The 23,760-nt window shown below is 71.2% G+C and carries 20 protein-coding genes; 9 read left to right on the top strand and 11 right to left on the bottom strand.

Annotated features, from left to right (window positions below):
* Position 1 precedes the first annotated feature (1 nt).
* Entirely contained in the window at positions 2–214 is a 213-nt protein-coding gene (locus ABZW17_RS33110; RefSeq protein ID WP_354822983.1) for a hypothetical protein, read from the bottom strand.
* 187 nt (positions 215–401) lie between these two features.
* On the opposite strand from ABZW17_RS33110, the gene ABZW17_RS33115 reads away from it, so the two are divergent.
* Both ABZW17_RS33115 and ABZW17_RS33120 read left to right on the top strand, forming a co-directional pair.
* Entirely contained in the window at positions 402–599 is a 198-nt protein-coding gene (locus tag ABZW17_RS33115; RefSeq protein ID WP_354822985.1) for a hypothetical protein, read from the top strand.
* A gap of 20 nt (positions 600–619) precedes the next feature.
* Positions 620–1,552: a Ku protein gene (locus tag ABZW17_RS33120; protein WP_354822987.1), complete on the top strand. Its 933-nt coding sequence runs from the start codon at positions 620–622 to the stop codon at positions 1,550–1,552.
* 15 nt (positions 1,553–1,567) lie between these two features.
* Here the strand turns inward: ABZW17_RS33120 and ABZW17_RS33125 are convergent, their stop codons facing one another.
* The 7 genes from ABZW17_RS33125 to ABZW17_RS33155 all read right to left on the bottom strand — a co-directional run bounded on the left by ABZW17_RS33125 (position 1,568) and on the right by ABZW17_RS33155 (position 9,061).
* Positions 1,568–2,182 (bottom strand): UdgX family uracil-DNA binding protein, encoded by a 615-nt coding sequence (locus ABZW17_RS33125; protein ID WP_354822989.1) that lies wholly within the window; start codon positions 2,180–2,182, stop codon positions 1,568–1,570.
* Positions 2,183–2,253: 71 nt separating this feature from the next.
* Entirely contained in the window at positions 2,254–2,559 is a 306-nt protein-coding gene (locus tag ABZW17_RS33130; RefSeq protein WP_354822991.1) for a DUF3040 domain-containing protein, read from the bottom strand.
* 65 nt (positions 2,560–2,624) lie between these two features.
* Entirely contained in the window at positions 2,625–4,391 is a 1,767-nt protein-coding gene (locus ABZW17_RS33135) for an IlvD/Edd family dehydratase (RefSeq protein WP_354822993.1), read from the bottom strand.
* Between the two features lie 90 nt (positions 4,392–4,481).
* The gene (locus ABZW17_RS33140) at positions 4,482–5,903 is read right to left on the bottom strand and encodes a GH1 family beta-glucosidase (RefSeq protein WP_354822995.1); all 1,422 of its coding nucleotides are present in this window, start codon (positions 5,901–5,903) and stop codon (positions 4,482–4,484) included.
* Between the two features lie 2 nt (positions 5,904–5,905).
* Positions 5,906–6,763 (bottom strand): carbohydrate ABC transporter permease, encoded by an 858-nt coding sequence (locus tag ABZW17_RS33145; RefSeq protein ID WP_354822997.1) that lies wholly within the window; start codon positions 6,761–6,763, stop codon positions 5,906–5,908.
* Positions 6,760–7,749 carry a sugar ABC transporter permease gene (locus ABZW17_RS33150; RefSeq protein ID WP_354822999.1) on the bottom strand — a complete coding sequence of 330 codons (990 nt, stop codon included), beginning with the start codon at positions 7,747–7,749 and terminating at the stop codon, positions 6,760–6,762. Before ABZW17_RS33150 ends, ABZW17_RS33145 begins: the two co-directional genes overlap by 4 nt.
* A gap of 4 nt (positions 7,750–7,753) precedes the next feature.
* Positions 7,754–9,061, bottom strand: a complete 1,308-nt coding sequence (locus tag ABZW17_RS33155) for an extracellular solute-binding protein (protein ID WP_354823001.1) — start codon at positions 9,059–9,061, stop codon at positions 7,754–7,756.
* A 250-nt stretch (positions 9,062–9,311) separates the two neighbouring features.
* On the opposite strand from ABZW17_RS33155, the gene ABZW17_RS33160 reads away from it, so the two are divergent.
* The 4 genes from ABZW17_RS33160 (at position 9,312) to ABZW17_RS33175 (ending at position 17,049) form a co-directional block, all read left to right on the top strand.
* Positions 9,312–10,307 carry a LacI family DNA-binding transcriptional regulator gene (locus ABZW17_RS33160; RefSeq protein ID WP_354823041.1) on the top strand — a complete coding sequence of 332 codons (996 nt, stop codon included), beginning with the start codon at positions 9,312–9,314 and terminating at the stop codon, positions 10,305–10,307.
* Between the two features lie 417 nt (positions 10,308–10,724).
* Entirely contained in the window at positions 10,725–13,643 is a 2,919-nt protein-coding gene (locus tag ABZW17_RS33165; RefSeq protein WP_354823003.1) for a glycoside hydrolase family 48 protein, read from the top strand.
* Positions 13,644–13,653: 10 nt separating this feature from the next.
* Entirely contained in the window at positions 13,654–15,186 is a 1,533-nt protein-coding gene (locus ABZW17_RS33170; protein ID WP_354823005.1) for a cellulase family glycosylhydrolase, read from the top strand.
* 33 nt (positions 15,187–15,219) lie between these two features.
* Positions 15,220–17,049: a glycoside hydrolase family 6 protein gene (locus ABZW17_RS33175; RefSeq protein WP_354823007.1), complete on the top strand. Its 1,830-nt coding sequence runs from the start codon at positions 15,220–15,222 to the stop codon at positions 17,047–17,049.
* Between the two features lie 172 nt (positions 17,050–17,221).
* On the opposite strand, the gene ABZW17_RS33180 is transcribed toward ABZW17_RS33175, so the two are convergent.
* Both ABZW17_RS33180 and ABZW17_RS33185 read right to left on the bottom strand, forming a co-directional pair.
* Entirely contained in the window at positions 17,222–17,749 is a 528-nt protein-coding gene (locus tag ABZW17_RS33180; RefSeq protein WP_354823009.1) for a GNAT family N-acetyltransferase, read from the bottom strand.
* A gap of 51 nt (positions 17,750–17,800) precedes the next feature.
* Positions 17,801–19,072: an ABC transporter substrate-binding protein gene (locus tag ABZW17_RS33185; protein ID WP_354823011.1), complete on the bottom strand. Its 1,272-nt coding sequence runs from the start codon at positions 19,070–19,072 to the stop codon at positions 17,801–17,803.
* A 167-nt stretch (positions 19,073–19,239) separates the two neighbouring features.
* On the opposite strand from ABZW17_RS33185, the gene ABZW17_RS33190 reads away from it, so the two are divergent.
* Positions 19,240–20,190: a LacI family DNA-binding transcriptional regulator gene (locus ABZW17_RS33190; RefSeq protein WP_354823013.1), complete on the top strand. Its 951-nt coding sequence runs from the start codon at positions 19,240–19,242 to the stop codon at positions 20,188–20,190.
* A gap of 50 nt (positions 20,191–20,240) precedes the next feature.
* Here the strand turns inward: ABZW17_RS33190 and ABZW17_RS33195 are convergent, their stop codons facing one another.
* On the bottom strand, positions 20,241–21,368 hold the full coding sequence (locus tag ABZW17_RS33195) for a lytic polysaccharide monooxygenase (RefSeq protein ID WP_354823015.1): 1,128 nt from the start codon (positions 21,366–21,368) through the stop codon (positions 20,241–20,243).
* A 167-nt stretch (positions 21,369–21,535) separates the two neighbouring features.
* On the opposite strand from ABZW17_RS33195, the gene ABZW17_RS33200 reads away from it, so the two are divergent.
* Together ABZW17_RS33200 and mgrA are read left to right on the top strand one after the other, a co-directional pair.
* Positions 21,536–22,729, top strand: coding sequence for an AGE family epimerase/isomerase (locus ABZW17_RS33200; RefSeq protein WP_354823017.1), 1,194 nt, complete (start codon positions 21,536–21,538; stop codon positions 22,727–22,729).
* A 35-nt stretch (positions 22,730–22,764) separates the two neighbouring features.
* Positions 22,765–23,760, top strand: a complete 996-nt coding sequence (mgrA, locus tag ABZW17_RS33205; RefSeq protein WP_354823019.1) for an L-glyceraldehyde 3-phosphate reductase — start codon at positions 22,765–22,767, stop codon at positions 23,758–23,760.

Below are 23,760 nucleotides of genomic sequence, written 5' to 3' on the forward strand. Positions count from 1 at the left end.
GCTAGCCGGCGGCCACTTCGTCCGGTGGCGCCCCCGACCCGGCGGCGGGCGGTTCCGCGTGGTGCTTGCTGCGCTGGCACGTCGTGCAGACCAGGGTGCGGCCGAGCACGGTGCCGTCGTCGGCGACGACCTTGGCCACGTGCATCGTCGGGAACCCGCACACCTCGCAGGGCAGTGACCCGTCCTCGCGGCTGATGCGGAGCTGGGTGCCCATCCGGCCTCCTGTGTGACGTGGGTCTCACCACCTTGCCCGCGTCGGGGCCGGGGCCTCGGCGAATTCACTCGTTCGGCCTAGTGTCGGCCGTCTCGGGTGGCCCGATCGGTGACTCCTGTGTCGCGTGCGGTGATCCGGGGTAACCCGCCCGCGAACGGATCACCGGAAGTGCCGGAGGGGAGCGAACATGCGAGACAAGCGCAACGATCTGCGGCCGGTGGCGGACCTCCTGCTCGACGGCGGGGACTCGCCCGACCAGGCTCGGCTGCGGCGCAAGGCGGCCAGGACCGTGGCCGCGCGGGCCAAGGACCCCGAGGACTGCGCGCGGCTGCTGGAGATGCTGGGGCTGCACCGCACCGGCACCCGCGCCAGCGACGTCGCCTGACGCGGACCGGGGAGGACGACATGGCCCGACCGGTGTGGAGCGGCGCGCTGAGCCTGGGACTGGTCACCGTGCCGGTGGAGCTGTACCCGGCGGTGGCGGACCACACGATCCACTTCCACCAGTTCGAACGCGGGACGTCGGACCGGATCCGCAACCGCCGCGTCAACGAGCGCACCGGCGAAGAGGTCGCCCGGGACGAGATCGTCAAGGGCTACGACCTCGGCGGCGGCGACCACGTGCTCGTCGAACCGGACGAGCTGGACGAGATCGCGCCCGAGCGGTCCCGCCGGATCGACATCGAGCAGTTCGTCGGGCTCGACGAGATCGACCCGTGGTTCTTCGACAAGACGTACTGGCTCAAGCCGGCGAAGGAGGACTTCGCCAAGGCGTACGGCCTGCTGCTGCGGGCGATGGACCGCAGCGAGAAGGCCGGCGTCGCGAAGTTCGTGCTGCGCGGCAAGGAGTACCTCGCCGCCGTCCGCGCCGGCGAAGGCGTCATGGTGCTCAACACGTTGCACTTCGTCGCGGACCTGCGGAAGCCGAAGGACGTCATGGGCAAGCTGCCGGAGCTGCCGAAGCCGCGGCCGAAGGAGCTCGACATGGCGCTCGCGCTGGTCGACGAGATGACCGCGCCCTGGAAGCCCGAGGACTACCGCGACGAGTATTCGAAGCGCGTCGAAAAGCTGATCAAGGCGAAGGAAGCGGGCAAGGAGATCGCCCACGAGGAGGAGCCGGAGCCCTCCGCCGAGGTCGTCGACCTGTTCGAGGCGCTGTCGCGCAGCGTCAAGAACCGCAAGGGCGGCGGCAAGGAACCGAAGAAGAAGGCCGCGAAGAAGCCGGAGCTGGCCGGACTGTCCAAAGCGGACCTCGACAAGCTGGCCCGCGAACAGGGCGTGAAGGGGCGTTCGAAGATGACGCGGGCGCAGCTGGAGAAGGCGCTGAAGGCATCCTGAGGGCGCCACCGGCGCTCACTCGAGCAGCTTGCCCGCGGCCTTCAGATCGGCGACGAAGGCCGCGTAGGCGTCGTCGCGGTCCGGGGCCCGCAGCACCGCCGACGGGTGGACGGTCGCCACCGCGGGCGACATCAGGTCCGGCGCCTCCAGCGGCTCCCCGCGGTGGGCGGTGAGCCGGAACTTCGGGCCCAGCAACGACTGCGCGGCCGTCGCGCCCAGCAGCAGCACCAGGTCCGGCCGGACCGCGCGCACCTCGGCCAGCAGCCACGGCCGGCACGCGACCACTTCCGTGCGCCCCGGCTTCCGGTGGATCCGGCGCTTCCCTTCGCGCTTGAACTTGAAGTGCTTGACCGCGTTGGTGACGTACAGCGACTGCCGGTCGAACCCGGCTTCCTCGAAGGCGCGGTCCAGGAGCTTCCCGGCAGGCCCGACGAACGGCTCGCCCGCGAGGTCCTCCTTGTCACCCGGCTGCTCGCCGACGACGAGGACCTTCGCCCCGGCCGCTCCTTCGCCGAACACGGTCTGCGTGGCGTCCTGGTACAGGGGGCAGCCGGTACAGCCGGACGCCGCCGACCGCAGGCGGTCCAGATCGGTGGTGTCCGGCGGCTCGGCACCGCGGGAATCCGGCATGGGCCGGGAGATTCCCCGTCCGTGGTGCGGGTAAACGTGCCCGGCCCGGGCGGCCGTCGCCGGGGGCCGGGTCAGGCCGAGCCGGCCGTCGCCGCACCGTCCTCAGTGGACTCGCGGACCGACTCGGCGCGGGCGATGTGCCAGGCCACCAGCGCACCCGCGCTCACCGTGCCCCAGAGCACGAGTGCGGCGTCCCTGGCGAAGAGGCCGACCACGAGCATCACCGCCGCCGTGACGTCGCAGAGCACCAGGAGGAGGTTCCACCGCCTCGGCGAGCGGAGGGTGCGGCCGCTGAAGGCCGCCGCGAACGCGGGATCGCTCGCTTTGAGCTCCGCCTCGATTTCACGCAGGGCGTGGCGTTCACGATCCGGGAGCATGGGGGGCCTCCTCGCCTCGGCTACCGGGCTGGATACCCGTTTTCCGCGCTTCCGAAGCGGCAACCTCAATGGTTGTCGCGCGGAATCCCCTTGGTCGCCGCGATCCGCTGGTAGGCCACCGCCGGGCGCAGCACCATGCCGTCGCAGAGCTGGTCGACCATCGACCGCTGGATCTCCTGCCACGGCGTCTGGGACTCGGGTACCGGGTAGCCGCCGGCGTCGGCCAGCTCCTGGTGCCGCCGGGCCAGCTCGTCGTCCGGGAGCAGGACGTCGGCGGTGCCGGCCCGCAGGTCGATCCGGACGCGGTCGCCGGTGCGCAGCACGGCGAGCCCGCCGCCCGCGGCCGCTTCGGGGGAGGCGTTGAGGATCGACGGCGACCCGGAGGTGCCCGACTGGCGGCCGTCGCCGAGGCAGGGCAGCTCGTGCACGCCCCGTTTGATCAGCTCCGCCGGCGGCCGCATGTTCACCACCTCCGCGGAGCCGGGGTAGCCGAGCGGGCCGGTGCCGCGCATCACCAGCAGGGTGTGCTCGTCGACGCCGAGGTCCGGGTCGTCGATGCGGGCGTGGTAGTCCTCGGGGCCGTCGAACACGACCGCGGTGCCTTCGTAGACCCCGCCCGCCAGGTACCGCTGCCGGAACTCGGGCGAGATCACGCTGGACTTCATGATCGCGGCGTCGAAGAGGTTGCCCGTCAGCACCAGGAAGCCGGCGTCGGCGGTGAGGGCGGTGTCGAACGTGCGGATGACGTCCCGGTCGCCGGCTTCGGCGGTGCGGCAGTTGTCGCCGAGGGTGCGGCCGTTGACCGTGCGCGCGTCTTCGTGGATCAGGCCGTGCCGCATCAGCTCGTGCACCACGGCCGGGACGCCGCCGGCCCGGTGGAACTCCTCGCCCAGGTACTTGCCCGCGGGCTGCAGGTCGACCAGCAGCGGGACGGCGTGGCCGAGCCGCTGCCAGTCGGCCAGGGGCAGGTCGACGCCGATGTGCCGGGCGATGGCGCCGACGTGGATGGGGGCGTTGGTCGAGCCGCCGATCGCCGAGCTCACCACGATGGCGTTCTCGAACGCTTCGCGCGTCAGGATGTCCGACGGCTTGAGGTCTTCGCGGACCATCTCGACGATCCGCAGCCCGGTCCGGTAGGCCGTCCGCGCCCGGTCGCGGTGCGGCGCCGGGATGGCCGCGCAGCCGGGCAGGCTCATCCCGAGGGCTTCGGCGAGCGCGTTCATCGTGGACGCCGTGCCCATCGTGTTGCAGTGCCCCGGCGACGGCGCGGACGACGCGACGAGCTCCATGAACCCGGCGGCGTCGATCTCACCGGCGGCGAGCAGTTCCCGCGCCTTCCACACGATGGTGCCGGACCCGGTGCGCTCGCCGTTGTACCAGCCGTTGAGCATCGGGCCGCCGGAGAGCACGATGGCCGGGATGTCGACGGTCGCGGCGGCCATCAGGCACGCCGGGGTCGTCTTGTCGCAGCCGGTGGTGAGCACGACGCCGTCGATCGGGTAGCCGTAGAGGGTTTCGACCAGGCCGAGGTAGGCGAGGTTGCGGTCCAGGGCCGCGGTCGGGCGCTTGCCCGTCTCCTGGATCGGGTGCACCGGGAACTCGATCGCGATCCCGCCCGCCTCGCGGATGCCCTCCCGGGTCCGGTCGGCCAGCTGCAGGTGGTGGCGGTTGCACGGGGTGAGGTCGGAGCCGGTCTGGGCGATCCCGATGACCGGTTTGCCGGACTGCAGCTCCTCCCGCGTCAGGCCCCAGTTCAGGTACCGCTCGAGGTAGAGCGCGGTCATCCCGGGGTTGCCGGGGTTGTCGAACCAAGCTTCGCTGCGCAGTCCCATACCGGCCAGTCTGGCAACGGCGGTTCCGGAATGCACCCCCCGGGCGGCCGTGGCGGGCACCCGCGCCGGTGCCCGCCACGAACTTCCCCCTCAGCCCAGGCCGTTGAGGCCGATCACCCGGGAGTACCAGTGCGCACTCTGCTTCGGCGTCCGCCGCTGGGTCTCGTAGTCGACGTGGACCAGCCCGAACCGCTTCGCGTAGCCCTCGGCCCACTCGAAGTTGTCCAGCAGCGACCAGTAGAAGTAACCGCGCAGGTCGACCCCGGCCTGGATGGCGTCGTGGCAGGCCCGCAGGTGCGAGTCCAGGAACGCGACGCGGTCGGTGTCGACGATGTCACCGCCGTCGCCGACGACGTCGGGGTAGGCCGCGCCGTTCTCCGTGATGTACAGCGGCACCGGCCGGTAGCCGCGGTGCACCTGCAGCAGCGACTCGGTCAGCCCGGCCGGCTGGACCTCCCAGCCGGAGTCGGTGCGCGGCGCCGCCGGGTCCGGGACGAAGTGCACGTCGGCGGCGCCGACCCACTCCGGGCCCGCCGGCTCGCTGCCCGGCACCGGGCGGCCCGCGACGCGGTAGTCGCGGTAGTAGTTCACGCCGAGCCAGTCGACGTGGGCGGCGATGACGGCGGCGTCCTCGTCGCGCACCACGTCGCCGAACCCGAACGGCTCGAGGTCGGCGACCAGGTCGTCGGGGTAGCCGCCGCGCAGCACCGGGTCGAGGAACAGCCGGTTCTGCAGGCCGTCGATCCGCCGGGCCGCGGCGACGTCGGCCACGTTCGCCGGGTCGTGCGGGGCCACCGGGTACAGGTTCAGCGTGATGCCGGCCGGGGTGCCCGGGGCGTGCCGCCGGATGATGTCCATCGCCAGCCCGTGGCCCAGCAGCAGGTGGTGGGTGGCGGCGACGGCGGCCGGGTGGTCGGTGCGGCCGGGGGCGTGGATGCCGCCCGCGTAGCCGAGCATGGCCGCGCACCACGGCTCGTTGAGCGTCGACCAGCTGGCGACCCGGTCGCCCAGGCACTCCAGGACGGTCTCGGCGTACTCGGCGAACCGGTACGCGGTGTCCCGGTTCGTCCAGCCGCCCTGCTCCTCCAGCGTCTGCGGCAGGTCCCAGTGGTAGAGCGTGGCCCACGGCTGGACCCCGGACTCGAGCAGGCAGTCGACGAGCCGGTCGTAGAAGGCGAGCCCGGCGGCGTTGGCCCCGCCGCCGTCCGGCCGCACCCGCGGCCAGGCCAGCGAGAAGCGGTAGGCCCCGAGGCCGAGCCGGCGCATCAGGCCGACGTCTTCGGAGTAGCGCCGGTAGTGGTCGGCCGCCGGTTCGCCGTTGTCGCCGCCCCGGACCGCACCCGGACGGCGGGCGAAGACGTCCCAGACCGAGTCGGTGCGCCCGTCGGCCGTCGTGGCCCCTTCGACCTGGAACGCCGCGGTCGCGGCACCCCAGACGAAGCCGGGCGGGAACATCAGCGCGGCGTCTTCCCGGAACTCGGTCGCCCGAACGCTGTCGGGTTCTACGGACATGTTCACCCTTTCACGGCACCTTGCATGATCCCGGCCACGATCTGGCGGCCGAGGAGGACGAAGACGATGAGGATGGGGATGGTGGCCAGGGTCGTGCCGGCCAGGACGAGCGAATAATCGACGTAGTAGCCGCTCTGCAGCTTCTCCAGGGCCACCTGGACGGTGGGGTTGCCGGCGTCCAGCACGACGAGCGGCCACAGGAAGTCGTTCCACGACATCATGAACGTGAACATCGCGAGGATCGCCGCGGCCGGGCGCACGGCGGGCAGGCAGACGTTCCAGAAGATCCGGATCATGCTGCAGCCGTCGACGCGCGCGGCCTCGATGAGCTCGTACGGCAGAGCGTCCACTGTGTACTGCCGCATCCAGAACACGCCGAACGCGGTGACCAGGTTGGGCACGATCACCGACTCGAGGTGACCGGCCCAGCCCAGTTCCGACATCGCGATGAACAACGGGATGATGCCGAGCTGGGTCGGCACGGCGAGCGTGACGACGATGAACACGAACAGCCCGTTGCGGCCCCGGAAGCGGAGCTTGGCGAAGGCGAACCCGGCCAGCGACGAGAACAGCACCGTGGTCAGCGTGACCGTGCCGGACACGATGACGCTGTTGCCCAGCGCCTTCCAGAACGGCACCGTGTCGAACACCCGCTGGGCGTTCGCGAAGAAGTTGCCGCCGGGCAGGAAGGGCGGGATGCGCTCGCTGAGCATCCCGCTGTCGCGGCTGGCCACCAGGAACGACCAGTAGAACGGGAACAGCGAGCCGAGCACGAAGATCGCCAGCACGACGTAGGTCGCCTTGCGCGGCTTGCCGAGCGTGGCGACGCGCTGGCGCAGCCCGGTCTGCAGGGTTGTCATTTCTTCTTCACCGCCGGAGTACGGGCGAGCCGGCCGGTGAGGAAGAAGTTCACCAGCGCGATGAGCACGATGATCAGGAACAGCACCCAGGCGATCGCCGAGGCGTAGCCCAGGTTGTAGTTCTCGAACGCCGATTGGTACAGGTACAGCGTCACGGTCTGGAACTGGTTGCTCGAACCGCCGTTGTTCGACCCCGGCATGGCGTCGAACAGCTTGGGCTCGGTGAAGATCTGCAGGCCGCCGATCGTCGAGGTGATGGTGACGAAGATCAGCGTCGGGCGCAGCAGCGGCAGCGTGACGTTGAAGAACCGGCGCCACGTGCCGGCCCCGTCGATCAGCGCCGCCTCGTGCAGTTCCTTGGGGATCGCCTGCATGGCCGCCAGCACGATCAGGGCGTTGTAGCCGGTCCAGCGCCAGTTGACCATGATCGCGATGGCGACGTGGCTGCCGAAGCGGCTGGCCTGCCAGTCGACCGGGTCCAGCCCGATGGTCTGCAGCACGCCGTTGATCAGCCCGTACTTCGGGCCGAAGAGGTTGGCGAAGATGATGCCGATGGCGACGAGGCTGGCCGCGTACGGCAGCAGGATGCCCACCCGCCAGCCCGTCGCGCCGCGCAGCCGGGCTCCGAGCAGCGCCGCCAGCAGGACCGCGATGATGATCTGCGGGACGCTGGAGAGCAGGAAGATGCTGATCGTGTTGGTCAGCGCGTTCCAGAACTGCGCGTCGGCGAAGAGCTCCTTGAAGTTGTCGAGCCCGATGAAGTCGGGGTCGTCGCTCCCGGCCTTCCACTTGAACAGCGAGACGTACGCGGTGTAGAGCAGCGGGAACAGGCCGACGATCCCGAACACGATGAAGAACGGTGCGACGTACAGGTACGGCGAGACCTTGACGTCCCACCGGCTCAGCCGGTGACGGAAGGTGGGCCGGGGAGACACGCGCTCCCCGGCCTTACTCCCTTCTGGCGCGACCTTGTCGAGGACGGTCATCGGCTCAGCGCGTGATCTTCTTCGCGGCGTCGACCATCTGGTTCCAGCCGTCCGCCGCCGACTTGCCCTGCTCGACCGCCTGCAGCGCCGGGCTGGACGCGTTCTCCTGGATCTGGCCGTCGCCCGGGCCCTTGTACTGCGGCTTCTGGACCTTCTTGGCCTGCTCGGCGAACAGCTCGCCGGCCTTCACGCCGCCGAAGTAGGCGTCGGTGTAGCTCAGCAGGGCCGGGTCCGACAGCGCCTTGACCTGGCTGGGGAAGGTGCCCTTGGCCTGGAACGCCTTGATCTGCTGCTCCGGGGCGGTGAGCCAGGCGGCCAGCTCGGCGGCCTCCTTCGGGTGCTTCGACTGCGTCGGCACGGTCAGGTACGAGCCGCCCCAGTTGCCGCCGCCGCCCGGGAAGGCCGCGGTGACGGCCCACTTGTTCGCGTTCTCCGGGCCGGCCTGCTCCTTGATCACGCCGAGCATCCACGCCGGGCACACCTTCGTGGCGAACGCGCCCTGCTTGAAGCCGGTGTTCCACTCGTTGCTGAACGCGGTGAGCTTGGCCGACTCGCCCTTGGCGACCGCGTCGGTGACCTTGGTCCAGGCGTCCTTGATGCCCTGGTTGGACTCGACGGCGAGCTTGTCGTCGGTGCCGATGTAGCCCTCGGGCAGCTGGTTGACCATGGCGTTGAAGTTCTGCGCGGCCGAGTCGAACCAGGCCTTGCCGCCGGTCTTCTTCACGTAGTCGGCCCCGGCGGAGAAGTAGCTGTCCCAGGTGGCGAACAGCGGCTTGACGGCCTCGGGGTCGTCCGGCAGGCCGGCGGCCTTGAACAGGTCCTTGCGGTAGCACATGGCCAGCGGGCCGATGTCGGTGCCGTAGCCGATGACCTTGCCGTCCTTGGTCTTGGCGGCGTCGTACTTCCAGCTCAGCCAGCGGTCGGGGGAGGCGTCGGCGGGGCCGATCTTGCTCAGGTCGTTGAACTTCGAGCCCTTGTCGAGCACGTCGGAGAGGTGCCCCTCTTCGACCGCCGCGACGTCGGCGAGTCCGGAACCCGCGGCCAGCTTGGTGATGAGGTCCTGGTGGTAGGGCCCACCCTGACCGACCTTGCGGGGGGTGATCTTGATGTTGGGGTGCAGTCGCTCGTATTCCGGGATGAGGCCCTCGTAGCCGAATTCGTTGAACGTCGACAGCGTCAGTTCGACGTGCTCGTTCGGCGCCGCCGCGGCCGGGGTCTGCTGGTCACCACCGCCCCCGTTGCAGGCCGTGGCGCCGAGCGCCGTCATCGTGATGCCCAGTGCCAGGACCAGGCCGTTCCGGATCGTTCTCACGTGTCCAACCACCTTGTTGACGGGAATGAGCGCTCTCACTGCTGGGAGCCGATCTGGGAGCGCTCCCAGGTGTGGCAGAGTCTGCTGGGGGCGTTCACCGGTGTCAAGAGGTCGTAACCGGAGTGTTTCCTGCGAGGAGCGCTCCCGGACGTCCGCTTGCGTGAACGTTAAGCTGAGGCGGTCCGGGTGGTAGTGGGTGAGCGAGGGCGGTGCCGTGGGGCCTCGAGCAGGGGATGAAGAACGGCCGACACTGGAGGACGTCGCGGCGTTCGCCGGCGTTTCGCGGTCGACGGCGTCGCGGGCGCTGAACGACGACGCGTACGTCAGTGCGGCGGCGCGCGAGAAGGTGCTCGCCGCGGCCCGTGACCTGGGCTATTCCCCGAACCAGGCGGCGCGGTCGCTGGTCACGCGCCGCACCGGCGCGATCGCCGTGGTGCTGTCCGAGCCGGAGGCCCGGCTGCTCGACGACCCCTACCGCACCGCGGTCATGCGGGCCGGCTACCGCGAGCTCGCCGACGTCGGCCGCCAGATGGTGCTGATCTTCAGCGACACGCGCGAGGACCTGAGCAAGACCGTGCGCTTCCTCGAGGGCGGCCACGTCGACGGCGCGCTCGTCTTCGCGCCGCACCGCGCCGACCCGCTGCCCAAGGCGCTGCGGCTGCTGCGCATCCCGATCGTGTTCGGCGGGCAGGCGGCCGGCATCCGGCGCGGCGTGCACGTCGTCGACTTCGACAACGAGGGCGGCGCCCGGCTGGCGGTCCAGCACCTGGTCGCGGCCGGGCGGCGGCGGATCGCCACGATCGCCGGCCCGCAGGACCAGAGCGCCCCGATCGACCGGCTGGCCGGCTGGCGCAAGACCCTGCTCGACGCCGGGCTCGACCCCGCCGACCTGGCCGAAGAGGCCGACTTCACGCTGGCCGGCGGGGCGAACGCGATGTCCGCGCTGCTGGCCAGGCACCCGGACGTCGACGCGGTGTTCGTCGCCAGCGACATGATGGCGGTGGGTGCCCTGCGCACCCTCGACGCGGCGGGCCGCCGCATCCCGGACGACGTCGCGGTGGTCAGCTTCGACGACAACGCCACCCTGGCCCCGGCCATGGACCCGCCCCTGACGTCGGTCCACCAGGACCCGCGCGAGCAGGTGCACGCGATGGTCGAGATCCTGCTGCGGCTGCTCGACGACCAGGACCTCAAGCCCCGCCAGCACGTCCTCCCGGTCTCCCTGGCGGTCCGCGCCTCGAGCTGACCGCCCCCGGGTCGACCGCCGGGGTGCGCGTGTCGGCCATCCGGACACGCGTGTCGGCCACCTGGGTGCGTGCCGGCGCGCCCGGCCGCGATCAACTCCCGGTGTGCTCGGCAAGTCGACGTTGCCCGCTCGGTGGGAGCCTCTGCACTCAGGTGTACACGTTTGGCGCTAAATAACGTTTCACTGAACGCAGCGTCACCGCTGCGCTACGCCGATCGGGTGACAAGACGACGATCGGTGGGGGCTGTTCAGGAGCGTTCAGCGGGCCGGCGTTCGCCCGGCGCGCAGGTGTGACGTCCGGGCCCGCGGTGTCCTTCTGACTCGATTCTTTACATCCAGGTTTCCGGCTGGCTACCGTCTGCGCCTGGAAGCGCTCCCAGATCGCTGGCTCCCTACGGACAAAGGAGTTCCGCAGCCATGCGTTCCTCTCCCCGAAAGCGCGCCCGTGCGCTGGCACTGGCCTCGGCCGTGCTGGCGATCACGGGCGCGGTGGTCGCCCCACCACCGGCGCTCGGCGCCGACATCGCCTGTTCCGTCACCTACACCACCAACGACTGGGACACCGGGTTCACCGCCAACGTCTCGCTGCGCAACGACGGAGCCCCCTTCGACAGCTGGAAGGTCGGCTGGACCTTCCTCGACGGCCAGAAGGTCCAGCAGGGCTGGAGCGCCACGTTCGCCCAGTCCGGCGCCGCGGTGACCGCGACGAACATGTCCTACAACGGCCACCTCGGCACCGGGGCCAGCACGTCGTTCGGCTTCAACGGCACGAAGGGCTCGGCCAACCGGCCGCCCACCGACTTCTCGGTGAACGGCACCGCGTGCACCGGCGCCAACAAGGCGCCGACGGTCACCCTGACCGCACCGAGTTCAACCGGCACGTACTACGCCCCGGCGACGATCCCGCTGGCCGCCACGGCCGCCGACAGCGACGGCACGGTGAGCAAGGTCGAGTTCTACGCCGGCGACACGCTGCTGGCCACCGACACGGCCGCGCCGTTCGAGGGCAGCTGGGGCAACGTCCCGGCCGGCACCTACTCGGTCACCGCGAAGGCCTACGACAACAAGGGCGCGAGCACGACCTCCAGCCCGGTCAGCGTGAAGGTGCTCTCCGGCCCGACGATCGTCGCCAGCCCGGCGACCGCGCAGGTCAAGCAGGGCGGCACGACGACGTTCGCGGTCTCCCTGGCCGGCGCGCCGACGGGGTCGGTCGCCGTCGCCGTCGCGCGCACGGCCGGCAGCACCGACCTCACCGCGAGCCCGGCGAGCCTCACCTTCACCGCGGCGAACTGGAACGTCCCGCAGAACGTGACGGTCACCAGCGCCGACAACGGGGGAGACCTGGGCAGCGCGACCTTCACCGCGAGCAGCAGCGGCTACACCGCGGCCACCGTGACGGTCAACGAGATCTCGTCGTCCACTTCGGACTACCAGCTCGCGTTCCTCACGCAGTACAACAAGATCAAGGACCCGAACAACGGCTACTTCCGCAAGTTCGGGAACATCCTGGTGCCCTACCACTCGATCGAGACGCTGATCGTCGAGGCGCCGGACCACGGCCACGAGACGACGTCGGAGGCGTTCAGCTACTACCTCTGGCTCGAAGCGGCGTACGGCCGGGTGACCGGTGACTGGGCCCCGTTCAACCAGGCGTGGACGTCGATCGAGACGTACGCGATCCCGTCGGCGGCGGACCAGCCGGGCAACAGCGGCTACAACGCGAGCAAGCCCGCCACCTACGCGGCCGAGTACCCGAGCCCGAAGTCGTACCCGTCGCAGCTGCAGTCCGGCGTGTCGGTCGGCAGCGACCCGATCGCGGCCGAGCTCAAGGCGGCCTACGGTTCCGCGGACGTCTACGGCATGCACTGGCTGCTCGACGTGGACAACATCTACAAGTTCGGGCACTGCGAGGACGGCACGAACACCGCGCCGGCGTTCATCAACACCTTCCAGCGCGGCTCGCAGGAATCGGTCTGGGAGACGGTCACCCAGCCCAGCTGCGACCTGCTGAAGTTCGGCGGCAAGAACGGGTACCTCGACCTGTTCACCGGCGACTCGTCCTACGCCAAGCAGTGGAAGTACACCGACGCGCCCGACGCGGACGCCCGCGCCGTGCAGGTGGCCTTCCAGGCCGAGAAGTGGGCCGGCGCGCAGGGCAAGAGCGCCGACGTCTCGGCCGTGGTGAAGAAGGCGTCGAAGATGGGCGACTACCTCCGGTACTCGCTGTTCGACAAGTACTTCAAGAAGATCGGCAACTGCGTCGGGGCGTCGAGCTGTGCGGCCGGCACCGGCAAGGACAGCGAGCACTACCTGATCTCGTGGTACTACGCCTGGGGCGGTTCGATGGACTCGTCCAGCGCCTGGGCGTGGCGGATCGGCGACGGCGCGGCGCACCAGGGTTACCAGAACCCGCTGGCCGCGTACGCGCTGTCCACCGACCCGGGCCTGAAGGTGACCTCGGCGACCGGTGCGCAGGACTGGGCGACCAGCCTCGGCCGGCAGATGGAGTTCCTGCAGTGGCTGCAGTCCTCCGAAGGCGGTCTCGCCGGCGGTGCGACCAACAGCTGGGACGGCCAGTACGGCACCCCGCCCGCGGGCACGCCGACCTTCTACGGGATGTTCTACGACTACCAGCCGGTCTGGCACGACCCGCCGAGCAACCAGTGGTTCGGCTTCCAGACCTGGGGCATGGAGCGGATCGCCGAGTACTACCAGGCGACCGGTGACGCCCGGGCGAAGAAGATCCTCGACAAGTGGGTCCCGTGGGCCATCGCGAACACCACGGTCGGCGCCGGCGGGAGCTTCCAGATCCCGTCCGACCTGACCTGGAGCGGCGCGCCGGACACCTGGAACGCCACCAGCCCGGGCGCGAACACCGGCCTGCACGTCTCGGTGAAGAACTTCAGCCAGGACGTGGGTGTCGCGGCTTCGCTGGCCAAGACGCTGCTGTACTACGCGTCGGGATCGAGCAACGCCCAGGCGAAGACGGTCGGCGAGCAGCTGCTCAACGCGCTGACGGCGAACGCCGACAGCAAGGGCATCGCGGTGCCGGAGACCCGGACGGACTACAACCGGTTCGACGACACCTACAACGCCACGACGGACCAGGGGCTGTACGTGCCCCCGGGCTGGACCGGCACGATGCCGAACGGCGACCCGATCAACGCGAACTCCACGTTCCTGTCGATCCGTTCGTTCTACAAGAGCGACCCGCAGTGGCCGAAGGTCCAGGCCTACCTGGACGGTGGCGCCGCGCCGACGTTCACCTACCACCGGTTCTGGGCCCAGTCGGAGATCGCCACGGCGTTCGCCGCGCACGTCGCCCTGTTCGGCTGAGAGGCACTTGATGAAGCGACTGCTTTCACTGGTGGTCGCCGCACTGGTCGGGGGCGCCGTTCTCACGGCGTCCCCGGCCGCCGCGGCGCTTCGGACCACCGCGGCGGCCGGCACCGGCACCGGGTTCTGGCACGCCAGCGGATCCCAGCTGGTCGACTCGACCGGCGCGCCGGTCCGGATGACCGGGATCAACTGGTTCGGCGCCGAGACCGCCAACTACTCGCCGCACGGGCTGTGGAGCCGCAACTACAAGGACATGCTCGACCAGATGGCCGGGCTCGGGTACAACACGCTGCGGCTGCCGTACTCGAACCAGCTGTTCGACAGCGGTTCGAAGCCGGTCAGCATCGACCAGGTGCAGAACCCGGACCTGCAGGGCCTGACCGGGCTGCAGGTGCTGGACAAGATCGTCGCCTACGCCGGCGTCAAGGGCATGCGCGTGCTGCTGGACCGGCACCGGCCGGACTCCGGCGCGCAGTCCCCGCTCTGGTACACCAGCGCGTACTCCGAAAGCCGGTGGATCTCCGACTGGACGATGCTGGCCCAGCACTACAAGGGCAACCCCACGGTGATCGGGGCGGACCTGCACAACGAACCGCACTCCATCCAGGGCGGCGGGGGAGCGTGCTGGGGCTGCGGCGACACCGCGACCGACTGGCGGCTCGCCGCCGAACGGGCCGGCAACGCCGTGCTGGCGGCGAACCCGGACTGGCTGATCGTGGTCGAGGGCGTCGACTGCGTCAGCGGCACCGGTGACCCGCAGTGCGGCTGGTGGGGCGGCAACCTCTCCGGGGCGAAGCAGTTCCCGGTGCGACTGTCCAAACCGGACAAGCTGGTGTACTCGGCGCACGAGTACGCGACGTCGGTGTTCGCCCAGACGTGGTTCTCCGACCCGGCGTTCCCGGCGAACCTGCCCGCGCTGTGGGACCACTTCTTCGGCTACCTGCAGAAGCAGAACATCGCACCGGTGCTGCTCGGCGAGTTCGGCTCCACGCTCGCCGACCCGCGCGACAAGGTCTGGCTGCAGGAACTGATGAAGTACGCCGGCAGCGGAACGTCCGGGATGAGCTTCACGTACTGGTCGTGGAACCCGAACTCCGGCGACACCGGCGGCATCCTCAACGACGACTGGACCACGGTCAACCAGACCAAGCAGGCGATCCTGCAGCCGTACCTGATCCCGCCCGTGGGCTCCGGTGGCGGCCCCGGCGACCCGCCGCCGCCCGCGGCGAGCTGCGCGGTCACCTACCACGTCGACAACACGTGGCAGGGCGGGTTCATCGCCACCGTGACCCTGAAGAACACCGGATCGTCCGCGCTGAAGAACTGGGCGCTCGGCTGGACCGTGCCGGCCGGCACGCAGATCACCGGCGGCTGGAACGCCACGGTCTCGCAGACCGGGCAGCAGGCGACGGCGAAGGCGCCCACCTGGGCACCCGACCTGGCCGGCGGCGTGTCGGTGTCGATCGGCGTCCAGTCCACCGGCCCCTCGACCGGCGCACCGGGCGGCTTCGCCGTCGGCGCGACCGCCTGCACCACCTGACCCACCCCACCGAACAACAAAGGAGCGCACTCGATGAAGAGTGAATTCTGGTCCGCGAAGAGGAAGTCACGGTTCGCCGTGGCGTCCTCGGTGACCGCGGCGGCGATGACCGCCGGCTTGCTGGTGGCCGGGGGCAGTCCGGCGGGCGCCGCCACCGGCTGCAAGGTCACCTACACGGTCAACCAGTGGGACACCGGCTTCACCGCCAACATCGCCGTGACCAACCTGGGCGACTCCGTCTCGTCCTGGAACGTCGAATGGGACTTCGCCGGCAACCAGCAGGTGCAGCAGGGCTGGAGCGCCACGTTCAGCCAGAGCGGCAAGCACGTGAGCGCGAAGAACCCGTCGTGGGGCGGGAACCTGGGCACGAACGCCACGGCCAGCTTCGGCTTCAACGGCTCGTACTCGGGCACGAACGCCGTCCCGACGTCGTTCTCGCTCAACGGCGCCCACTGCGACGGCACCCCGGGCGGCACGACCACGACGACGCCGACCACGCCGACGACCCCCACCACCCCGACCACGCCGACGACCCCGACCACGCCCACCACCCCGACGACGGTCACCACGACGCCGCAGCCGGGAACCCACGTGGAGAACCCGTACGCCGGGGCCAAGGGGTACGTGAACCCGGACTGGTCGGGCGAGGTGAGCGCGGCGGCCGCGGCCAAGGGCGGCACCCTGGGTGCCCAGATGGCCAAGGTGGCCAACACCTCGACCGCGGTCTGGCTGGACCGGATCGCGGCGATCGCCGGCACCACGGACTCGCGGGGCCTGCGCGGGCACCTCGACGCGGCGCTGTCCCAGGCCGGTGGCGGCACGCCGGTGACCATCCAGATCGTCGTCTACGACCTGCCCAACCGCGACTGCGCGGCGCTGGCGTCCAACGGTGAGCTGAAGGCCGCCCAGAACGGCCTGGCCCGCTACAAGAGCGAGTACATCGACCCGATCGCCTCGATCATGGCCGACCCGAAGTACGCGCCGCTGCGGATCGTGGCGATCGTCGAGCCGGACTCGCTGCCCAACCTCGTCACCAACACCTCGATGGCGACCTGCGCGGAAGCGCAGTCCAGCGGGGTGTACACGCAGGGCATCCAGTACGCGCTGAACAAGCTGCACGCGATCTCCAACGTCTACAACTACCTGGACATCGCGCACTCGGCGTGGCTGGGCTGGGACAGCAACTTCCAGCCGTTCGTCAACCTGGTCAAGCAGACGCTGCAGGGCACCACGGCCGGCGTGAACAGCATCGACGGCTTCATCAGCGACACGGCCAACTACACGCCGCTGACCGAGCCGAACCTGCCGGACCCGAACCTCAACGTCGGTGGCCAGCCGCTGAAGTCGTCCACGTTCTACCAGTACAACCCGTACTTCGCCGAGGTGCCGTTCGCCACCGCGATGTACAACGCGTTCGTCTCGGCCGGCCTGCCCAGCGGCATCGGCATGCTGATCGACACCTCGCGCAACGGCTGGGGCGGTTCGGCCCGGCCCAGCGGGGCCTCGGGGTCCACAGTGGACACCTACGTGAACTCGGGCCGGATCGACCGGCGGCTGCACCGCGGCAACTGGTGCAACCAGAGCGGCGCCGGGCTGGGACTGCGCCCGACGGCCTCGCCGGCCGCGCACTTCGACGCCTACGTCTGGATCAAGCCGCCGGGTGAGTCCGACGGCGCGAGCACCCAGATCCCGAACGACGAGGGCAAGGGCGCGGACCCGATGTGCGACCCGACGTTCCACGGCAGCCAGCAGGCCAACGGCGGCAACCTGACCGGCGCGCTGCCGAACGCCCCGCTGTCGGGCAAGTGGTTCGAGACCCAGTTCGAGGAACTGGTCCAGAACGCCTACCCGGCGGTGCAGTAACCGGCTCCGGGCCGGGCGGTGCCGCGCAGCCGCCGTCCGGCCCGGTCTCCACCACGGCACCGGCGGGAGCCCGTCCCGCCGGCCGCCACCGTCCCGCCCGGCCGCCCTGACCGGCCGGGCGGGACAGCGGGCCGGCCCGGCGCCGACGGGACGCCGGGCCGGTCCGCGCGCCTCAGCCGAGGTCCTTGCGGAAGCTGAGCCGGTCCAGTCCCGGCCCGTCGTAGTCCGGCTGGACCGGCACCCCCTCGAACTCCTTCGGCCCTGGTTCGGTGACGAACCCCATCCGGGTGTGGAACGCGTGCGAACCCTTGTTCACCGGCGACGTGATCGCCCGTACCACCGAGCGCCCGTGCGCGCGGCTGTAGGCGAAGAAGCGCTCGTACAGCGCGGCGCCCAGCCCGCGCCCGCGTTCGGCGGGATCGACCCCGACGAAGTGGATGTAGCTCTCGGCCGGGCGCGCCGGCGAAAGGAACCCGATCAGGAACGCGACGATCCGGTCGTCGGCGGTCACCAGGGAACTGCTGTCGGTGAAATGCTGGAACATCAGCTTCGGCAGCAGCAGGGCCCGCTGGCGGGAGCCGTCCGCCCCGCCCATGCCGCCCCACCAGACGTCCAGCAGCGCGAGGACGGGCAGGTGGTCGTCCGGAGTGGGCCGGCGCACGCCGAAGCCGTGCCAGGGCGCGGGCAGGGGAGTGGTCATGGTGGCCACCCTGCCCGGTCCCGCCGGCGGCGGCCAGCGGGTTTCCGCCGCTCAGGGCACGAGCCGGTGCACGCCGATCAGCACCTGCTGCCAGACCGCGGCCGGATCGGCGCCCTGCTCGACCGATTTGAGCGCGGGCGCGATCACCGTCTCCTGGATCTTGCCGTCGCCGGGCCCCTTGTACTGCGGCTTCCCGACCTTGCGGGCCTGCGCGACGAAGACCTGGCCGCTCAGCGCGCCGCCGAAGTAGCCGTTCATCTCGCTGAGCAGGTCCGGGGAGGTGAAGGCGTCGACCTGGCTGGGGAAGTTGCCGCTCACCCGGAACGCGTGCAGCTGCTGCTCGGGCGCGGTCAGCCAGGCGGCGAGCGCGGCGGCCTCCTTCTGGTGCGGGCTCGAGGCCGGCACGGTGAGGAACGACCCGCCCCAGTTGCCGCCGCCGTCCGGGAAGGCGTCGGTGAGCGCCCACTTGCCCGCGTTGCCGACCCCGGCCTGCTGCTCGATCACGCCGAGCATCCACGAAGGACAGACCTTCGTGGCGAAGGCGCCGGTGCGCAGCCCGTTGTTGCCGTCGGCGGCGAAGGCGGTGAGGCCGGCCGACTGGCCCTGCTGCACCGCGGCGGTGACCTGGTTCCAGGCGTCCCGCAGCGCGGTGTTCGTCTCCAGCGTCGGACGGTCCTCGCGGTCGAGGTAGCCGACCGGCAGCTGGTTGACCTTTGCGGTGAAGACCTGCGCCGCGGAGTCGAACCAGGCTTTGCCGTGCGAGCGTTTGACGTACTTTTCGCCGGCCGTGAAGAAACTGTCCCAGGTCGCGAACATCGTCTTGACCGAGCCCGGGTCGGTGGGCAGGCCGGCCGCCTCGAGCAGGTCCTTGCGGTAGCACATGGCCAGCGGGCCGATGTCGGTGCCGTAGCCGACGAGCTTGCCGTCCTTGCTGCGGCCCGCCTCGTACTTCCACTCCAGCCACCGGCCGGGTTTCACGTCGGCCGGCCCGACCTCGGCCAGGTCGGCGAACTTCGCCGACTGCGCGAGCACGTCGGCCAGGTGGCCTTCCTCGACCGCCTGGACGTCGGCGAGCTGGCCGCCCTTCTGCAGCTTGTCCAGCAGGTCCTGGTGGTACGGCCCGCCCTGCTCGGTCCGGACCTGGCGGATGGTCAGCCCGGGGTGGGTGAACTCGTAGCCGGGGATGAGGTCGTCGTAGCCGAACTCCCCGAACGTCGCGATGGTGAGCGTGATGCGTTCCGGCGTGCCGGGCCCGCAACCCCCGGTCAGGACGAGCAGGACGGCGGCGGTGGCGATCGCCAGCTGTCTTCGGATCTGCCTCATGCGCGCGCACTCCCCGTTCGCGGCCCGCTCCCGGCCTCCGTTGGCTGGGAGCGCTCCCGGACGAAGTCTTGTTTCCCGAGGTGGCGGGTGTCAAGGTTCGCGACGGCGGGTGTCCGGGCGGACACGGTCCGCGGGCCGGGGCTTTTGTGGTGCAACGAAGGGGTGCGATGAAGCGTCCGACGATCACCGACATCGCGCGGGAGGCCGGCGTCTCCAAGGGCGCGGTCTCCTACGCCCTCAACGGCCGCCCCGGCGTCTCCGAGGCGACCCGGCAGCGGATCACCGAGATCGCCAGGGAGCTCGGGTGGGCACCCAGCAGCACCGCCCGGGCCTTGTCCGGCGGCCGCGCCGGGGTGACCGGCCTGGTCCTCGACCGGTCCCTCGAGGTGTTCGTGCCGGCCCTGCTCGACGGGTTCGAGGGCGAGCTGCTGCTGCAGGTCGCCGCCGGCCGCGACGCCGCGCTGGCGATCCACCGCCGCTGGCGGGCCGAGCGGAAGGTCGACGGCGTGCTGCTCACCGAGCCGGGGTGCGCGGCGGAACTGGTGCGGATCGGCCTGCCGGCCGTGGTGCTCGGCGGCCCGGGCGGGGTACCGGGCGTCCCGTCGGTGCTGGTGGACGACGTCACCGGCGCGCTCGAGGCCCTGGAGTACCTCGCCGCACTCGGCCACCGGCGGGTCGTCCGGATCGCGGGCGCGGCGGCGTTCGCCGACCCCGCGGCGCGCCGGCGTGCCTTCACGACGGCGGCGACCGGGCTGCCGCACCCGGGCACGGTCCACCCGGAACCCTCGGCCGACGCGGTGCGGCGGGTGCTGGCCGCGCGCCCGCGGCCGACGGCGCTGCTGTGCGACACCGACGACCTCGCGGTGGCCGCGCTCGCCGCCGCGCGCGAGCTCGGCCTCGCCGTGCCCCGCGACCTTTCGGTCGTCTCGTGGGACGACACCCCGCTCTGCCGGCTGGTCCGCCCGGCGCTCACCGCGATCCGGCGGCCGCTGGCCGAACTCGGCGCGCTCGCCGCCGCCGTCCTGCGGGACGTGCTGGCCGGCGAGCGGGTGGGTGACGTGTGCGCGTCCCGGCCGCGGCTGATCACCCGCGGCAGCACCGGGCCCGCGAACGCGTGAAGGCCGCCCTGCGCGGCAGGGCGGCCTTCCCGGGTGTCCACTTCGGACGATCAGCTGCCCTGGCAGGTCGGCGAGGGTGCGGCCGTGCTGCCGGTCGTGTTCACCACCAGCCCGAAGGTGGTCTGGCCGTCGGCGGCGATCCCGCCGTTCCAGTCGGCGTTGCGGACCGTCACCGCCGAGCCGGACTGGTTCAGCGTGCCGTTCCACACCGTGTTGACCGTCTGGCCCGCGGGCAGTGTCCAGCCCACCTGCCAGCGCGAGTACGCCGAGGTCCCGTGGTTCATCACGGTCACCGTGGCCTGGTAACCGCCGCTCCAGGTGTTGGTGATCTCGTACATCGCCATGCACGAGCCCGGCGGGGTCGTCGGAGTCGTCGGCGTGGTCGGGGTCGTCGGCGTGGTGGGCGTCGTGGGCGTGGTCGGGGTGGTCGTCGGGCCGGTCGGCGTCGTCGGGGTGGTGGTCGGGCCGCCGCCCTGGTCCTTCACACCGGTGACCTCGCCGTGCCCGCCGTCGAACACCACGTCCGAGCAGCCGTAGAACGTCTCGGAGCTGTCCGAGCGCTTCCACACCGAGTAGATGATGTGCCGGCCCGACTTGTTCGACGGCAGCGCGCCGCTCCACTTGTACTGGCCGTCCACCGTGCCGACCTGGCCGGTCACCGGCGGGTGGTCCACCGTCAGGAACGGCTGGTCTTCCAGCGAGTCCCAGGTCAGCGGCTGGTTCGGGTTCCAGCCGTCCTTCGTCACGTACGTGTAGAACCAGCCCGGGTGGGCGGCCCACGCGTTGTAGGAGAAGTCGAACTGGGCGCCGGAGGTGAGGTGGGTCAGCGGCCACGCCCCGACGCCGTCGAAGCCCGCGTAGTTCGGGTTCCCGCCCGAGCACAGCTTCCCGTCGGGGATGAACCCGCGGGTGCGCCCGGCGCCGTCGGACCGCAGCACGGCGAACCAGTTGTACAGCGAGTTGGCGCCGCTGACGCCCACCGCGGCCGCGCAGGCCGGGTTGATGGGCTTGATCTCGCCGGTCGAACTGAGCCCGTCCTGCCAGCACAGGAAGGTCCGGCTGCCCGGTTTCATCATGGCGCCGTGCGCCTCGGCCGTGCCGGTGTTCAGCAGGATGGCGGTCAGGCTCGCCAGCAGCACGGTGACGGCGGCGAGGATGGTACTTCGTCTCCTGGTCACGTCATTCCCTTCATTGGGTAGCGTGCGTCGAAGACTGGGAGCGCTCTCACGGCAAGGATACGCGGTGGTGGTCACTTCCGGAACAGCCCGCGGTGAGCGCGGCGGCCCCCTTGGCCTACCTTGGCGCAGGGCGGGCGAACCGGGCCGGCCGTGGCGAAAGGCAGAGAGTGGACAGTCCGTCATCGGTTCCCGCCTGGGTGCGCGCCGAACCCGCCCGGCTCCTCGGGTTCGCCCGCGGCGCGGTGCACCCCGGCGGCGGGTTCGCCTGGCTCGACGACGCCGGGCGGCCGGTGCTCGACCGGCCCGTCGAGACCTGGATCACCTGCCGGATGACGCACGTCTTCGCGCTCGCGTCGCTGCAGGGAGCGGACACCGGCGACCTGCTCGCCCACGGCGTCGCGGCGCTGACCGGCCCGCTGCGGGACCCGGAGCACGGCGGCTGGTACGCCTCGACGGCCCTGCCCGAGAAGCGCGCCTACGAGCACGCCTTCGTCGTCTTGGCCGCCGCGAGCGCGGCCGCCGCCGGTGCCGAAGGGGCGGACACTCTGCTGGCCGAGGTCCTCGACGTCGTCGAACGCCGGTTCTGGGAACCGGGCCCCGGCCGCGTCGCCGACGGCTGGGACCGCGGCTGGACGCGGCTCGAGGACTACCGCGGCGCGAACGCCAACATGCACACCGTCGAGGCGTTCCTGGCCGCCGCCGACGTCACCGGCGACCCGGTCTGGACGGCCCGCGCACTGTCCATTGTGGAGCACCTGGTGCACGGCGAAGCCCGCGCGCACGGCTGGCTGCTCCCGGAGCACTACGACGCGGACTGGCACGGGCTCCCGGAGTTCAACCGCGCCGCACCCGCCGACCGCTTCCGCCCGTTCGGCGCGACGATCGGGCACCTCTTCGAATGGGCGCGGCTGGCCGTCCACCTCGGACACGCGCTCGGCGACGGCGCGCCGGCGTGGCTCCTGCCCGACGCGGCCGCCCTGTTCGACACGGCGGTCCGGCACGGCTGGGCCGCCGACGGGCGGCCGGGCTTCGTCTACACCACGGACTTCGCCGGGACGCCGGTCGTGCGCACCCGGCTGCACTGGGTGGTGGCCGAGGCGATCGCCGCCGCTTGGACGCTGCACCGGGAAACCGGCGACCCGGCGTACCTCGCCCGGTTCCGGGAGTGGTGCGAGCACGCCGAAACCTGCTTCGTCGACGGCGAACTCGGTTCGTGGCACCACGAACTCGACCCGGAGAACCGTCCCGCCGCGACGGTGTGGGCCGGCAAACCCGACGTCTACCACGCCTACCAGGCGACCCTGCTGCCCGAGCTGGCGCCCGCGGCGTCGTTCGCGGGCGCGCTGAGCCCGCGCCGTTAGACTGCGCGGGTCGTCCCTTCTCGGCTAGGAGAACCATGTCGCCTTTCGTCGCGGCCGCGGACCGGTACGCGGGCATGCCGTACCGGCGGGCCGGGCGCAGCGGGCTGAAGCTGCCCGCCGTGTCCCTCGGCCTGTGGCACAACTTCGGGGACGACAAGCCCCTCGACGTCCAGCGCGCGGTGCTGCGCCGGGCGTTCGACCTCGGGGTGACGCACTTCGACCTGGCCAACAACTACGGCCCGCCGCCGGGCGCGGCCGAGGCGAACTTCGGGCGGCACTTCGCCGCCGACTTCCGCCCGTACCGCGACGAGATCATCGTGTCGTCGAAGGCCGGCTACCTGATGTGGGACGGCCCGTACGGCGAGTGGGGCTCGCGCAAGAACCTGCTGGCCAGCCTGGACCAGAGCCTCGCCCGGACCGGCCTCGACCACTTCGACGTCTTCTACTCCCACCGCCCGGACCCGGAGACGCCGATCGAGGAGACCATGGGTGCCCTCGACACCGCCGTCCGCTCGGGCAAGGCGCTGTACGCCGGCATCTCCAACTACTCGCCCGAGCAGACGTCGGCCGCGCTGGCCGCGCTGGCCGACCTGGGCACGCCGCTGCTGATCCACCAGCCGTCCTACTCGATCCTCAACCGGTGGGTCGAGGACGGCCTCCTCGACACCCTGGACGAGCACGGCGTCGGCTCGATCGCGTACTCCCCGCTGAGCCAGGGCCTGCTGACCGACCGCTACCTCGACGGCATCCCGGCCGACTCGCGAGCGGCCGGCGCCAGCCCGTTCCTGACCCGCGACCGCCTCACCGAGGACACGCTGACGACCATCCGCGCGCTCGACGACGTCGCGAAGCGGCGCGAGCAGACGCTGGCCCAGCTGGCCATCGCCTGGGTCCTGCGCCGCGGCCGCGTGACGTCCGCGCTGATCGGGGCCAGCAGCGTCGCCCAGCTGGAGAACACCGTCGCGGCCACCGCGAACCTGGAGTTCACCGACGACGAGCTGGCCGAGATCGACCGGATCGTCCGCGGGTAG

The sequence above is a fragment of the Amycolatopsis sp. NPDC004625 genome (genome assembly GCF_040609695.1).
Lineage (GTDB): Bacteria > Actinomycetota > Actinomycetes > Mycobacteriales > Pseudonocardiaceae > Amycolatopsis.